The organism is Streptomyces sp. NPDC031474 (genome assembly GCF_055581185.1).
Genome location: NZ_JBVIJX010000001.1, coordinates 92,336 through 106,203, shown reverse-complemented (window position 1 = coordinate 106,203; position 13,868 = coordinate 92,336). Strand labels below are relative to the sequence as shown.

Here is a 13,868-nt window from a genome sequence, read left to right as displayed (position 1 = left end):
CGCACCGTCACCGTCGGTCGGCCTCCACGGTCCACGTGTGGCGCGTTCCGTCGGGGGCCGTGACGGTGTACGTCTGCGGCGTGCGGAAGTCGCGACGCGTGCCGGAGCGCGGGGTCACCGAGGCGCCCTCGGCCACCCACAGCTTCGGGGCGAGGCCGCGCAGATCGGCCCCCGCCTCCATCGGCAGGACGACCTTCGAGGCCGACTCGGTGACGACGGCGTACCCCTTCTGGTGCTTCGCCGTCGCGTCCACGATCGAGGTGGGGGTGCTCGGGTACGCGGTCAGCAGCCGGTCGTACTCCCGCTGGGTCACCGGCAGGACCGTGCCGTGCCGGGGGCTCGCCGGGAGCTGGTAGTCCTTCGACATGGTCCAGCGGCCCGAGTCGAGGTCGGTCGTCTCGAAGGGGACATAGCCGCGGGCGCCGTACTCGTCGATGAACAGGTACCACTTGTCCTCGGTGTTGGACTTGAAGACCGTCGGCCCCTCGCCCCGGCTGATCGAGCCGCTGCCGATGCAGTCGGCGACGAAGTCGTACTTCGTCGAGGTGAGGCTCGTCGACTTCTCGCCCGTGATGAACTTCGAGCAGGGCGAGCTGGAGGACGCATCGCGCTCGTCCTTCGTGTAGCGGTAGTAGGTGTCCTTGTGCTTCACGACCGTGGAGTCGATGACCGAGTAACCCGGGTCGTCCCAGACCTTCGGCGCGCTGAAGGCGCGGAAGTCCTTCGTCGTCGCGTACAGCATCTTGTTGTACGTCGATCCGGTGTGCCGGGGGTCGTCGTCGGCGTACAGCTTGGACGCCCAGAAGACGACGTACTCGCCGAGGCTGTCGTCCCAGTAGGCCTCCGGCGCCCAGGTGTTGCCCGCGTTGTCGGGGGCCACCTTCACCAGCCGCTGGTCGGTCCAGTGAACCAGGTCGGTCGAGTCCCAGATCATGATCGACTTGCTGCCGTGGCGCTGGACGTCGTCCCAACTGCCGCTGCTGTTCTGGTACATGCGCAGGTCGGTGGCGATGAGGAAGAACTTGTCACCCTTGGGGGAGCGGATCACGAACGGGTCGCGCAGGCCCTTCTCCCCGATGGTCGAGGTGAGGACCGGGCGTGCGCCGTTCAACTCCCGCCAGTGCAAAGGGTCGTTGCCCCGGCTGAGGGCGTAGCGGATCTGTTCGCCGTCGGCCGTTCCCTCGCCGGTGAAGTAGGCGAAGAGGTAGCCGGCGTACTTCGGGTGGTGCACGGGTGGGGCTCCGGGAGTGGTGGCCGCCGCCGTGCCGGGCGGGGCGGTCAGCAAGGTGAGGAAGAGGGCCAGGAGCAGTGTGCGGACGATACCCAGGCGGCGCATGACACTTCCTGTGTGAGTGTGGGGGTTTTGGGTTTCCTTTGGGTGTTTCTGTGGGGTGCAGTGCCTTCGGAGTGTCACCAGCGGGGATCGGGCCGTCAATCGGTGAGGCCGGGGCGGCAGCGAGCGAAAGTTTCGATCCTTGTCGCGGGCGCGCGGCAACCCTTTCCGGCCGCGGCGGCGACTGGTGGGCAGAAACGGGCCGGGCGGCCCCTCCGGCCCGTTTCGTCCCATCGGCCTCAGCGAAAGGAACGCCCCGTGCGTTTGAGCACCGGACGTCACCGCAGGACGCGCACCCTCTCGATCGCCGCCGCGGTGGCCGTTTCCGCGGGGGCGGGCGGCGTGTACCTCGGTCTGTCGAACGGCGGCGCCGAGGCCGCCTCGTCGACGGTCACCGTGTCCACCACCGCTCAGCTGGAGTCGGCGGTGAGGAACGCGGTCGCCGGCACCGTCATCCAGGTCCGGGCCGGTACGTACTATCCGACGGCCACGCTCAAGTCGACGGCCGGCGGCACGAGTTCCGCCCGCATCACGTTGCGCGCGTACGGCAGCGAGAAGGTGAGGATCGACGGCTCGAAGCTGCCCGCGGGGTCATGGCTCGCCGGGATCTACGGCAGCTACTGGACCGTGCAGAACCTCACCTTCCAGTCCTCGCCCGCCCAGGGCCTCGTCGTCACCTCGTCGACCGGCGGCATCTTCAAGAACCTGGTCACCGCGAACAACGGCGACTCCGGGTTCACCCTGCGCGGCGACGGCACGGTGAACAACCTCGTGCAGAACCTGGACAGTTACGGCAACTACGATGCCGCAGGGCACGGGCAGAACGCGGACGGCATCGCCATCAAGTTCGGCTCGGGAACCGGCAACAGGATCACCGGGGCGCGGTTGTACAACAACTCGGACGACGGCCTCGACCTGTGGCAGTTCTCCACCCCGGTCACCGTCGAGCACTCGTGGGCCTTCGGCAACGGCAGGAACCGCTGGGGCGACTCCGCCTTCGACGGCAACGGAAACGGTTTCAAGCTGGGTGGCGGGGGCGTCGCGGTGGCGCACCTCGTCAACGCCAACGCCGCCTGGGACAACACGCTGAACGGTTTCACCGAGAACTCCAACACCGGCGCGATCCTGCTGAACCGCAACACCGCCTACGCCAACGCGAAAACGGGTTTCTACTTCGCCACCGGCAAGGCCCGGCTCGCCCGCAACCTCGCGGTGGGCAACAGGGGCGGGCTGGACAAGCTGGGGTCTGCGGCCGTTTCCGCGGCCAACAACTGGGACGGCGGTGTTTCCACGCCGGCCTTCAAGTCGACGGACGCGACGACGGCGTACGGCCCCCGGAGGCCGGACGGCTCCCTGCCGACGACGACGTTCCTGACCACGGGGTCGACGACCATCGGCACGACGATGAACTAGGGCGTGTTTCGAAAGTCCCGCCCGCCCCGTCGCGCAGGGGCGGACACGGAGACGCCCCCACCGGGTTCCAGCGGTGGGGGCGTCTCCTTGTGCCGCCCCGAGAGGGGCTCGGGCCGGCACGTTCTCAGGCGAGCAGGTCGATGCAGTCGAAGGACGTGCCCGGACTCAGGAACGTCGTACCGCTCGAACCGCTCACGATGGAGAGCTTCAGCACGTTGTACTGCGTCACGTCCGTCTTCCAGGCACTCGCCGGGACGTTGTACGTGAAGGTGTGGTTGTTGCCCCGGTAGGACCCCGTCGTCAGGGAGCGGGTCGAGGGCTGGGTGACGGCCGCCGGAACGGGCGACACCCAGTCGTTCACCGACACCCGCGGGCGGCCGTTCGCGAACGCGTCCGTGACGCCGATCCGGAGCGTGTGCGCGGCCGCCGCCTGCTCCCCGGTCAGCTTGAAGTAGAGCAGGACGCCGTCATTGACGTCCTTCCACACGTACGCCGGGAAGGACGCGGCCGCGTCGGCGCCGCCGATCGTGACGTTCCCCGTCCACTTCGCGGCGCGGGCGTCGGACGGGTGGGCGTACGTCATGAGCTTGGCGTTCTTGAACTCGCCGGGGGTGCCGTCCCAGTCGCCGAGCCGCCAGAGCGTCTTCGCGGCAGACGGGTCGCCGGTGATCGAGAGGGTGTGCAGGGTCGTCGTCGCGCCCGCTGTCACCTTCACCGTCTCGGTGTGGACGGCGAGTTCGCCCTTGTGGACGGTCAGGGTGTAGGTGCCCGGGAGCATGCCCTTGCACGAGAACGCGCCCGTTCCGGCGGCGGCCTTCGCCCAGTACTGCGCGGCGGGGTTGGCGAAGCCGACCGTGTAGGGGTGGCTCGCGTCCATGCCCTTCAGGCCCACGCCCGCGACCTTGCCACGGCCCGCCCTGCCGACCCAGCCGGTGATGCCGAGGCCGTCCACCCAGGAGGTGTCCAGCTTGTCCTGGAACAACGACGGGGACGGCGCGGCGCCGTCGGTGAAGGCCAGGACGTACGGACCCTGCAGTCCGAACCGTTCCGCCTCGGTCTGGGCCTCGTTGTAGTGCAGGATCTCGTAGAGGCCCGCGCCCTTGTCGTTGGAGTGGCGCAGCAGGGACCGGTAGAAGGGGCCGCCGGAGGCCTTCTCGTGGTTGGAGCGGACGAGGTACAGGCCGACCGAACCCGTCGTGAAGCCGACGTGGTCGTAGTCGATCGTGCGCCTGCCCGAGTAGTGCTTGGAGTGGGTCGTGCCGTCCGCGCGCCGCCACACGTCACCGGCCTCGATGATCGTGTCGGAGGCCTCGATCCAGGAGTCGGAGCCGGTGTTGGGGAACATCCCGGGCCTGAGCCGGACGATGTACCGGGTCGCGGTGAAGGAGGCGTCGGCCTTGTTCGTCCAGAGGTAGATGTTGTTCTGGCCGCTGCGGGCCGCGTACCACTGGGTGATCGGGCCGTGCGCGACTTTGATCAGGATCGTCGGGCCGGACTGCTCGACGGTGACGGCGGAGGCGCCGAGGCCGGACTCGACGTGCGAGTGCTTGCCGCCGTAGCCCTCGTACTCCTTGCCCTTGTAGAGAAGTGAGGTGAGGTCGCCGGTGGTCTTCGACACCTTGAAGACCAGCGAGGATCCCGTGTCGACGACATAGTTCCCGCCGTCGTCCCGGTAGCCGAAGGCCGCGGCGGACGCGGACGACAGGAGGCCGGCGCCGCCCGCGACGGCCGCGCCGGTGGCGGCGACACCGATCGCGGACGCCCCGAGCACACGTCGGCGCGTGAGGGGTCGTCTCTTGTGCGTGCTCAAGGAGTGCTCCGTCGTGCTCGAACGTTCACTCGGAGGCGGGTGTGCCGGTGCGGCGGTCATGGGCCCGGTCCTCGAGTGCGTGGTGACTCTTGTGCCTGGTGGTCGTCACCGGTGAGGAAAGGGTTGCCGCTGTTTCAGAAGTTTTTACGAGGCTCTCTCGACCGGTCCTACGGGTCGCCCTCGCCTCGTCCTACGAGTCGCCCTCGCCGTTCTCGTGGGCGGCGAAGTCGCCGCCCACGGAACCCTGCCGCGTGTCCGACTTGCCCTTGATGGCGTAGGTGTCGCCCTTGGCGTCCCGGCCGCCGCGGTCGTGGTTGTACTGCCCGGCGAACACCCAGTCGCCCTTGGCGACCGTACGGCCCTCCTTGAGCACCCAGGTGTAGACCAGGAAGCCGTCCCGCTCGGCGACCGTGAAGGTGAAGTCGTCCTCGGGCAGGGAGCGCCAGGCGCCCGCCGACGAGACCCCGCCGGTCTGCGCGACCTTCAGCTGCACGGTGAGCTCGGTGAGCACCTCGGACGTCTTCAGGGTGACGTTGCTCTGCGCCCAGAAGTCGTTGCTGTGCGGGTCGACCGAGCCGTCCGACCACAGCGGGCCGTCCTCCTCGTCGTTCTTCGCCGGCAGTTCGGCCGCGGGTGCGGAGGGCGTGGCCTGCGCGGCGTGGGTCGGGGAGGCGCTCGGCTTCGCCGGGCCCTTCGCGCCGCCGCCGGAACTCGGCGTGGCCTTCGGCGAGGCCGGGGGGCGGCTCGTCGCGTCCGGCGACTCGATCGGGGGCGGTGACACGGAGACCGTCTGCTGGGGCGGGGTGTCGTCCTTCACCGCGGACGCGACCGCGTAGCCGCCGACCGCGAGCATGCTCGCGACCGCGGCCGTGGCCCCCACGATCCGCACCCAGCCCCACAGCGGCGGGCGGGTCGCCCGATGGTCGGACCGGTCCAGTGACTGCCCCGCCATACCGCGCTCGACCCGGGCCAGGATGCGCGCCCGGTCGGGCTCATGTGCCTCGGCCGCCCCGTGCAGCCGGGCGCGCAGTTCGTCGTGTACGTCCCGCTGCATCGTCATCGGTCCCTTCCCGAGGCCGTGGCCTCACCGGTGCGCACCATCGCGGGCACCTTGAGCGGAGTTCCCCTGGCGCCGAGCAGCTTCTGCAGCTCGGCCATTCCCTTGGAGGTCTGGCTCTTCACCGTACCCACCGAGACCCCGAGGGCGAGCGCGGTGTCCTTCTCCGAGAGGTCGAAGGCGTGCCGCAGCACCACACAGGCCCGTTTGCGGAACGGCAGTCTACGCAGCGCCGACTGGACGTCCACCACGCCCGCGATGTCGGGGTTCTCCGTCTTCTCCTCGCGCTGCGACCAGAACAGGGCGATCCGGCGGCGCTCACGGACGGCGCTGCGGATACGGGTGCGGGCCAGGTTGGCGACGACGCCACGGGCGTACGCCACCGGATGGTCGGCCGCGCGCACCCGGTCCCAGCGGTTCCACAGCGCGAGGAGCGCGTCCGCCGCCAGGTCGTCGGCGGCATCCGCCTCACCGGTCAACAGATGGGCGAGGCGGGACAGTTCCGCGTAGTGACGGTCGAAGAAGGCATGGAATTCCACGGAGGCGGCGTCGTCGACGACTGTGCCCACGGGTGACCTCTTCTCGATGCGACTTCTGGCACCCGTCGGGGTGCGGCCTGTGCGTGTCATGTGAATGACATGGGGATCCCGAGGAGGTTGTCGGGACGAGATCGGGAAGCGTAGCAGTGGTCGACCGCTTGGTTTGGTACGGGGGTTCGAACATCATGTGGCAGGCCGAACAAGAGCGGAACTCGATTCCGTAACACGGCGAAAACCCGAAGAGGGTTCAACGACGGAACAATCCAGCCAGCATCCGCACCCAGATCATTCAGGCACCTAGGAGTACCAGTCATGTCCGAGACGAAGAAGGCGGCCGACCGGCCAGCTGCCCCGCCGGCCGCGGCGAGCAGCGTCGACCGGTTCTTCAAGATCTCCGAACGGGGATCCACCTTCGGCCGGGAGATACGCGGCGGCTTCGCCACGTTCTTCACCATGGCCTACATCCTTGTCCTGAATCCGATCATTCTGGGCAGCGCCAAGGACAAGTTCGGGCACCAGCTCGACACCGTCCAACTGACCACCGCGACCGCCCTGGTGGCGGCCGTCATGACGATCGTGATGGGCGTCGGCGGCAACCTGCCCCTGGCGCTCGCCGCGGGCCTCGGCCTGAACGCGGTCGTCGCCTTCCAGATCGCCCCGCTGATGAGCTGGGACGATGCGATGGGCCTCATCGTCCTGGAAGGCCTGCTGATCTGCGTCCTGGTGATGACCGGTCTGCGCGAGGCCGTCATGCACGCCATCCCGCAGCCGCTCAAGCAGGCGATCAGCGTCGGCATCGGTCTGTTCATCGCCTTCATCGGCTTCGTCGACGCCGGTTTCGTCAGCCGGATCCCCGACTCCGCGAACACCACCGTCCCCGTGCAGCTCGGCGGCACCGGCACGCTCAGCGGCTGGCCGATCCTCGTCTTCTGCCTCGGCGTGCTGCTGACGATCGGGCTGCTCGCCCGCAAGGTCAAGGGCGCGATCCTGATCAGCATCGTGACCATGACGGTGCTCGCGATCGTCATCAACTCGATCGCCGACATCAAGTCCTGGGGCCTGACCACGCCCTCGTGGCCCGACAAGCTGGTCGGCACCCCCGACTTCGGGCTGATCGGTCACTTCAGCCTGTTCGGCGCGTTCGGCGAGACCAGCGCCATCACGGTCGTCCTGCTGGTCTTCACGCTCATCCTGTCCGACTTCTTCGACACCATGGGCACGGTCGTCGGCATCAGCGCGGAGGCCGGACTGCTGAACGAGAAGGGCGAGGTGCCCAACCTGGGCCGCGTGCTGCTCATCGACGGCGCGGCGGCGGTCGCGGGCGGCGCGGCCTCGTCGTCCTCCGCGACCTCCTACATCGAGTCGGCGGCCGGCGTCGGCGAGGGGTCGCGCACCGGCTTCTCCAACCTGGTCACCGGCGGCCTCTTCGCCCTCGCCCTGTTCCTGACGCCGGTCCTCACCATCGTCCCCCTCCAGGCGGCGGCGCCGGCCCTGGTCGCCGTCGGCTTCCTGATGATGACGCAGGTCAAGAGCATCGACTGGGACAAGTACGAGATCGCCATCCCGGCGTTCCTCACCATCGCCGTGATGCCGTTCACGTACTCGATCACCAACGGCATCGGCGCGGGCTTCCTGGCGTACGTCGTCATCAAGACGGTCCTCGGCAAGGCGAAGGACGTGCACTGGCTGCTGTGGGGGGCGTCGGCGCTGTTCGTGGTGTACTTCGCGATCGACCCGATCGAGCAGATCCTGGGCGTGAAGTGACCTCTTTGACGGTCTAGGGCGGGTTTCGCCCTAGTTCTTCAGTGCCGCCTCCATCATCGCCTTCGCGACGGGGGCGGCCAGTCCGTTGCCGCTGACCTCGGAACGCGCCGCGTCCGACTGCTCGACCACGACCGCCACGGCGACCTCCTTGCCCGACGAGTCGGACTTGCCGTACGACGTGAACCAGGCGTACGGCGCCTTGCTGTTGTTCTCGCCGTTCTGTGCGGTGCCCGTCTTGCCGCCGACGGTGACGCCGTCGATGAGCGCGTTCGTGCCCGTGCCCTTCTCGACGACCGTCTGCATCGCCGACTGCAACTGCTCGGCGGTGTCGGAGCTGACGATCTCCTTCGTGGACGCCTTGTCGTCGTAGTCCTCCAGGACGTCGCCGCCGCCGTTGGTGATCTGCGAGACCATGTGCGGCGAGACCAGCTTGCCGCCGTTGGCGATGGCGGCCGACACCATGGCCATCTGCAACGGGGTCGCGGTCACGTCGAACTGGCCGATGCCGGTCAGCGCCGTGGACGACTCGTCCATGCCGGACGGATACACGCTCGGGTACGCCCGCACCGGCACGTCCTGGCTGTCGTCGTTGAAGCCGAACTTCTCGGCCATCGCCCTCAGCTTGTCCTGCCCCAGCTGCACGGCCATGTGCGCGAACACGTTGTTGCAGGAGTACTGCAGGGCGATCCGGATCGTGGCGTTCTCGCAGGGCGCGGAGGGGTTCTCGTTGCTCAGGTCCCTCCGCGTGCCCGGCAACCTGTACGGGTCCGCGCTGTCGGTCTTCTCGTCCACCGACGAGTACAGCCCGTCCTCCAGCGCGGCCGCCGCCACGACCAGCTTGAAGGTGGAGCCCGGCGCGAGCGGCTGGCGCAGCGCCCGGTTGGTGAGCGGCTTGTCGGGGTCCGCGTTCAGCTGCTTCCAGGCGGTCCCGGCGGTGTTGGCGTCGGTCAGCGACGACGGGTCGTACGACGGGGTCGACACGACCGCGAGGATCTGGCCGGTCTTCGGGTCGATCGCGACGGCGGCGCCCTTCTTGTCGCCGAGCGCGTCGTACGCCGCCTTCTGCACGTCCGGGGCGATCGTGGTGATCACGTTGCCCGGGTCGGCCCGCTTGTTCGTGACCGTGTCCAGCGCCGTCTTCAGGCGGGTGTCCGTGCCGTTGAGCAGGCTCGTGTAGATGCCTTCGAGCTGCGTCGGGGCGTAGCTCTGCGAGGCGTAGCCCGTCACCGCCGCGTACAGCTCGCCGTCTCTGTACGTGCGCTTGTATCTGAGATCGCCGCCCGACGTGACGGCCGAGCCGGTGATCGCCTTTCCGGCCACGACGATGTTCCCGAGCGGCTCCGCGTACGTCTCGATCGCGTTGCGCCGGTTGTCCTTGTCGTCCGCGAGTGCCTGGCCCTCGTAGAACTGCACCCAGGTGGCCCGGACCAGCAGGGCCAACACCAGCAGCAGCGCGAAGACCGAGGCGCGCCTGATCGTCTTGTTCATGGCGATGAGAAAGACGAACGGGAAGAGATCGATCGTTCCCGTCCGCCTGGATTCTCATCGTCCGTTCATGTGGGGTCCCAGGGCCCGTGCTCGCGGGCCCGGTCGTCCGGGGCCGGTTCAGGACTCCAGCCGCAGCACGACCTCCTCGATCTCCTCGCCCCGCGCGTGCGCGTAGCCGGTGGCCCACGCGGTCGGCCGGAAGCCGCACTTTTCCAGCACCCGCAGGGAGCCGGCGTTGTCGGCCGCCGCCCGCGCGAACAGCGGACGCTCCCCGACCTCGCGGAGCAGGCCCAGCAGCGCGGCCGTGGCGATGCCCCGGCCCCAGTACGCCCGGTCCACCCAGTACGTCACCTCGCGCTCGCCCGGCTCCCCGTACACCGCCGTGCTGCCGACGACGTCCCCGTCGGCGAGGACCGTGCGCAGCACGGCGGACGAGGAGCGGATCGTCTTCCAGTGGCTGTCGAAGGCGTCCCGGTCGGCCGGATCCTTCGGGGTGAAAGCGGCCATTCTGAGGGACTCGGGGTCGTTCATCTGCCGGTAGAACACCGGCAGATCGCTGTCGTGGACCTGGCGCAGGGTGATCAGCATGTTTCAGAGCCTACGTCGGCGCCCGGCCCGCCCTCAGAGGCGACGGGTCGCCAGCGTGAGCCGGTCGCGCGCGTCGAACAGGGCGTCCTTCACCAGCTGCTCGTGCGCGGGCGTGAGCCTGGCCACCGGCACCGAGCAGCTGATCGCGTCCCGGGCCGGCGTGCGGTACGGGATCGCCACGCCGAAGCAGCGCAGGCCCAGCGTGTTCTCCTCGCGGTCCACCGCGATGCCCTGCTCGCGGACCTGGTGCAGCTCCTCGATGAGCTTCTCGCGGTCGGTGATGGTGTGCTCGGTCAGCGCCGGGAGCGTCTCCGGCAGCATCTTGCGGACCTGCTCGTCGGTGTAGGTGCTGAGCAGCGCCTTGCCGAGGGAGGTGGAGTGGGCGGGCAGCCGGCGGCCGACGCGGGTGAAGGGGCGCAGGTAGTGCTGGGACTGGCGGGTCGCGAGGTAGACGACGTTCGTGCCGTCGAGGCGGGCGAGGTGGATGGTCTCGGTGGTGTCGTCGGAGAGCCGGTCCAGGGTCGGCCGGGACGCCGCGACGACCTCGTCGCCGTCGATGTAGGAGGTGCCGACGAGCAGCGCCCGCACGCCGATGCCGTACCGTGTGCCCGTCGCGTCGGTCTCCACCCAGCCCAGCTCCACCAGGGTGCGCAGCAACATGTAGAGACTGGACTTGGGATATCCGACGGCCTCCTGGACCGATGCCAGGGAGTGCATTCCTGGGCGGCCGGCGAAGTATTCCAGCAGCTCAACCGTCCGCACCGCGGACTTGACCTGCGCCCCGCCCCCCGTCTCGCCAGCCGACATCGCCCTTGACCCCTTCGTTCGACGAGAAGCTGAAGATATAGTCTCCAACAGCATATTCACCATCAGAGACAGCGTTCAGCATATCGAACATCCCTGGTGGGTGAGCCAGTACCAGAGCCTGTACCGAACATGGTCAGTACCAAGCGTGGAGGGACCCGCGGTGGCAGCAGCACCAGTCTGGAGTGTCGACCCCCGAACCGGGAAGCAGCGTGAACAGGTTGCGGTGGAGGCCACGGCCCAGGAGGTCGACACCGTCGTCCGCGCCGCCCACGACGCGCGCGGCTCACTCGCCGACCGCACCGTCCGCGCCGCCTTCCTGCGCTCCGCCGCCGACCGGCTCCAGGCGGCCAAGGACACGCTCGTCGAGGTGGCCGACGCCGAGACCGCGCTCGGCCCGGTCCGGCTGAACGGCGAGCTCGCCCGCACCTGCTACCAGCTGCGGGCCTTCGCCGACATCGTCGACGAGGGCGCCTTCCTGGACGTCGTCATCAACCACCCCGACGACACCGCCACCCCGCCCATCCCCGACCTGCGCCGCTACAAGGTGCCGCTCGGTGTGGTCGCCGTGTACTCGGCGTCCAACTTCCCCTTCGCCTTCTCCGTCGCGGGCGGCGACACCGCGAGCGCGCTCGCGGCCGGCAACCCGGTCGTCGTCAAGTCGCACCCCGACCACCCGGCGCTGTCCGAACTGGTCGCCAAGGTGCTGCGGCACGCCGCCGCCGAGCACAAGATCCCTCAGGGCGTGCTCGGTCTCGTGCACGGCTTCGAGGCCGGCGTCGAGCTGATCAAGCACCCGCTGGTCACCGCCGCGGGCTTCACGGGCTCCATCCGGGGCGGGCGGGCGCTGTTCGACGCGGCCGCCGCCCGGCCTGTGCCGATCCCGTTCCACGGTGAGCTGGGCTCGCTCAACCCCGTCGTGGTGACGGAGGAGGCCGCCGCCGAGCGCGCCGAGACCATCGGCGCCGGGCTCGCCGGGTCCATGACGCTGGGCGTCGGGCAGTTCTGCGTCAAGCCCGGGCTGGTGCTGGTGCCGTCCGGTGCGGCCGGCGACGGCCTGGTCAAGTCGCTGACGGACGCGGTGAGCGACACCGACGCGGGCGTCCTGCTCGACCACCGGATGCGGGACAACTTCATCGCCGGGGTCGCCGAGCGCGCGGAGCTGGCCGACGTGGAGTCGCCGGTGACGCCCGGCGCGGGCGGGGAGCACACCGTCAGCGCGGGCTTCCTGACCGTGCCCGCTGCTCGGCTCGCCGCCGAGGGGGAGCACGATCTGCTGCTGGAGGAGTGCTTCGGACCGGTCACCGTCGTGGCCCGCTACGACGACGAGGGCGAGGTCAAGGCGGTTCTGTCGCGGCTGCCGGGGAACCTGACGGCGACGGTTCAGCTGTCCGAGGCGGAGGCCGCCGGCCAGGGACGGGGGGCGGAGATGCTCGCCGAGCTGACGCCGCTCGCCGGACGCGTGCTGGTGAACGGGTGGCCTACCGGCGTTGCCGTCGCGCCCGCTCAGCATCACGGGGGGCCGTACCCGGCCACCACGTCCACGTCCACGTCTGTCGGCGGGACCGCCATCGAGCGGTGGCTGCGGCCCGTCGCCTATCAGAATGCTCCGGCCGCGCTGCTGCCGGTGGAGCTGCGGGACGAGAACGAGCTGGGGCTGCCCCGGCGGTTCAACGGCCGCCTGGAGCGGTAGCGCTCCGCGGGGGCGCCGTGGGCGCCGTGGGGGTGCGGTGGATCGTCGACTGCGGGTTCGTTCGTGGTGGCCGGTCGCGCCCCCGCGGCGGAGCCGTAAACCGATGGGCCCCGCGCCCCCGGACAGCTCCACCCACCCTGGATAATCGGCCCATGGACGTCTCCCTTCCCGAACTGCCCTTCCCCCTCCGTACGTACGGCCCCGACGGGCACTGGTTGTATGAGGACAGGGTGTTGATCGGGTGGGCCGGGGCTCGGCAGGACCGCTTCGTGCCGCCCACCGGGGAGGCGCTGGACCCCGCTGCCGACGCGCCCCGGCTGCTCGGGGCGCCCGAAGGGGACTTCCAGCTCATCGCCCGCGTCACCGTCGGGTTCAACTGGGCCTTCGACGCGGGGGCGTTGTACGTCCATGTCGGTGAACGGGCCTGGGCCAAGCTCTGTCTGGAGTACTCCCCGGATGTGGCGACCGTCTGCACGGTGGTCACCCGGGGGCACTCCGACGACGCCAACTCCTTCACCGTGGAGGGGAGTTCGGTCTGGCTGCGGGTGAGCAGGACCGGTCGTGCCTTCGCCTTCCACGCCTCCCGGGACGGCAAGCGCTGGACCTTCGTCCGGCTGTTCACGCTCGGCGAGGAGAAGGAGACCGGCGCGGCCCTCATCGGGTTCATGACGCAGTCGCCGATGGGGGACGGGTGCGTCGTGACGTACGACCACCTCGAGTTCAGGACCGAGTGGCCGGACGACCTGAGAGACGGAAGCTGAGCGCACACGCACACGCACCCGCACCCGCACACGCACCCCGCCCACCGCACCCGGTTCGGCCGGGCCGGAACCGGGGGACGGGTCGGCACGTCCTCGGTTGCATGATCGAAGAACGCGTCACGGGAGGCCGGGTGATCCGCACCGCCGTGCCCGCCGAGGCGGAGACCGTCGCCGCCCTGCACGCCCGCGCCCGGGCGACCTACTACCCCGACGGGATCCCGCAGGACGGCACCGACTGGCTCGCGAACTGGCGCACCGCCATCGAGCGGCCCGACGGCCAGGTGCTCTGCGTCGTCGAGCGGGGGCGGATCGTCGGCCTCGCCTCGTTCCGTACGCCCCAGGGGGCGGGGGCGGACACCGTCAAGCTGTTCCAGTTCCATGTCGACCCCGACCACTGGCGCGGCGGCATCGGCACGGCCCTGCACACGGCCTGCGTGGAGCAGTGGCGGGCGGACGGCCGGCGCACGGCGGTGCTCGACGTGCATGCCGGCAACCGGCGGGCCCAGGCCTTCTACGCACGTCAGGGCTGGTTCCCGGACCCGCAGAACCCGCCCGCGCAGGGCGATCACCATCTCTTTCTGCGCTACTGCGTGCCCGGGGAATGATCCGCTCTGATTG

The 13,868-nt window shown here is 69.6% G+C and carries 11 protein-coding genes and 1 pseudogene; 5 read left to right on the top strand and 7 right to left on the bottom strand.

Annotated elements, in window-relative coordinates; genetic code table 11:
* Nucleotides 1–19: 19 nt before the first annotated feature.
* Nucleotides 20–1,336: pseudogene (locus ACZ5SK_RS00510) on the bottom strand (glycoside hydrolase family 43 protein); the annotation flags it as partial.
* A gap of 255 nt (nt 1,337–1,591) precedes the next feature.
* Here ACZ5SK_RS00510 and ACZ5SK_RS00505 point away from each other — a divergent pair.
* Nucleotides 1,592–2,746, top strand: a complete 1,155-nt coding sequence (locus ACZ5SK_RS00505; protein ID WP_334583635.1) for a right-handed parallel beta-helix repeat-containing protein — start codon at nt 1,592–1,594, stop codon at nt 2,744–2,746.
* A gap of 124 nt (nt 2,747–2,870) precedes the next feature.
* On the opposite strand, the gene ACZ5SK_RS00500 is transcribed toward ACZ5SK_RS00505, so the two are convergent.
* From ACZ5SK_RS00500 to ACZ5SK_RS00490, 3 genes are all read right to left on the bottom strand, one after another.
* Complete coding sequence (locus ACZ5SK_RS00500) at nt 2,871–4,556, bottom strand: rhamnogalacturonan lyase B N-terminal domain-containing protein (RefSeq protein WP_361700335.1); 1,686 nt, start codon at nt 4,554–4,556, stop codon at nt 2,871–2,873.
* 190 nt (nt 4,557–4,746) lie between these two features.
* Nucleotides 4,747–5,616 (bottom strand): hypothetical protein, encoded by an 870-nt coding sequence (locus tag ACZ5SK_RS00495; RefSeq protein WP_334583633.1) that lies wholly within the window; start codon nt 5,614–5,616, stop codon nt 4,747–4,749.
* Nucleotides 5,613–6,182 (bottom strand): SigE family RNA polymerase sigma factor, encoded by a 570-nt coding sequence (locus ACZ5SK_RS00490; RefSeq protein ID WP_079663127.1) that lies wholly within the window; start codon nt 6,180–6,182, stop codon nt 5,613–5,615. Before ACZ5SK_RS00490 ends, ACZ5SK_RS00495 begins: the two co-directional genes overlap by 4 nt.
* 282 nt (nt 6,183–6,464) lie before the next feature.
* On the opposite strand from ACZ5SK_RS00490, the gene ACZ5SK_RS00485 reads away from it, so the two are divergent.
* Complete coding sequence (locus ACZ5SK_RS00485) at nt 6,465–7,916, top strand: NCS2 family permease (RefSeq protein ID WP_334583632.1); 1,452 nt, start codon at nt 6,465–6,467, stop codon at nt 7,914–7,916.
* A gap of 30 nt (nt 7,917–7,946) precedes the next feature.
* On the opposite strand, the gene ACZ5SK_RS00480 is transcribed toward ACZ5SK_RS00485, so the two are convergent.
* The 3 genes from ACZ5SK_RS00480 to ACZ5SK_RS00470 form a co-directional block, all read right to left on the bottom strand.
* Nucleotides 7,947–9,404, bottom strand: coding sequence for a peptidoglycan D,D-transpeptidase FtsI family protein (locus ACZ5SK_RS00480; RefSeq protein ID WP_468575007.1), 1,458 nt, complete (start codon nt 9,402–9,404; stop codon nt 7,947–7,949).
* Nucleotides 9,405–9,521: 117 nt separating this feature from the next.
* Complete coding sequence (locus tag ACZ5SK_RS00475; RefSeq protein ID WP_334583630.1) at nt 9,522–9,992, bottom strand: GNAT family N-acetyltransferase; 471 nt, start codon at nt 9,990–9,992, stop codon at nt 9,522–9,524.
* Nucleotides 9,993–10,025: 33 nt separating this feature from the next.
* Nucleotides 10,026–10,799, bottom strand: a complete 774-nt coding sequence (locus ACZ5SK_RS00470) for an IclR family transcriptional regulator (RefSeq protein ID WP_334583629.1) — start codon at nt 10,797–10,799, stop codon at nt 10,026–10,028.
* Nucleotides 10,800–10,959: 160 nt separating this feature from the next.
* Here ACZ5SK_RS00470 and ACZ5SK_RS00465 point away from each other — a divergent pair, with 160 nt between their 5' ends.
* The 3 genes from ACZ5SK_RS00465 to ACZ5SK_RS00455 all read left to right on the top strand — a co-directional run bounded on the left by ACZ5SK_RS00465 (nt 10,960) and on the right by ACZ5SK_RS00455 (nt 13,855).
* Nucleotides 10,960–12,489: an aldehyde dehydrogenase (NADP(+)) gene (locus tag ACZ5SK_RS00465; RefSeq protein ID WP_334583628.1), complete on the top strand. Its 1,530-nt coding sequence runs from the start codon at nt 10,960–10,962 to the stop codon at nt 12,487–12,489.
* A 152-nt stretch (nt 12,490–12,641) separates the two neighbouring features.
* Nucleotides 12,642–13,250, top strand: a complete 609-nt coding sequence (locus ACZ5SK_RS00460) for a DUF1349 domain-containing protein (protein WP_468155812.1) — start codon at nt 12,642–12,644, stop codon at nt 13,248–13,250.
* Between the two features lie 101 nt (nt 13,251–13,351).
* On the top strand, nt 13,352–13,855 hold the full coding sequence (locus tag ACZ5SK_RS00455) for a GNAT family N-acetyltransferase (RefSeq protein ID WP_457493587.1): 504 nt from the start codon (nt 13,352–13,354) through the stop codon (nt 13,853–13,855).
* The last annotated feature ends 13 nt before the right edge of the window (nt 13,856–13,868 follow it).

Excerpts from the sequence above, each read along its gene's own strand:
- ACZ5SK_RS00455 (WP_457493587.1), top strand. The coding sequence starts at position 13,352 with ATGATCGAAGAACGCGTCACGGGAGGCCGGGTGATCCGCACCGCCGTG.
- ACZ5SK_RS00480 (WP_468575007.1), bottom strand. The coding sequence starts at position 9,404 with ATGAACAAGACGATCAGGCGCGCCTCGGTCTTCGCGCTGCTGCTGGTG.
- ACZ5SK_RS00485 (WP_334583632.1), top strand. The coding sequence starts at position 6,465 with ATGTCCGAGACGAAGAAGGCGGCCGACCGGCCAGCTGCCCCGCCGGCC.
- ACZ5SK_RS00475 (WP_334583630.1), bottom strand. The coding sequence starts at position 9,992 with ATGCTGATCACCCTGCGCCAGGTCCACGACAGCGATCTGCCGGTGTTC.
- ACZ5SK_RS00460 (WP_468155812.1), top strand. The coding sequence starts at position 12,642 with ATGGACGTCTCCCTTCCCGAACTGCCCTTCCCCCTCCGTACGTACGGC.
- ACZ5SK_RS00470 (WP_334583629.1), bottom strand. The coding sequence starts at position 10,799 with ATGTCGGCTGGCGAGACGGGGGGCGGGGCGCAGGTCAAGTCCGCGGTG.
- ACZ5SK_RS00495 (WP_334583633.1), bottom strand. The coding sequence starts at position 5,616 with ATGACGATGCAGCGGGACGTACACGACGAACTGCGCGCCCGGCTGCAC.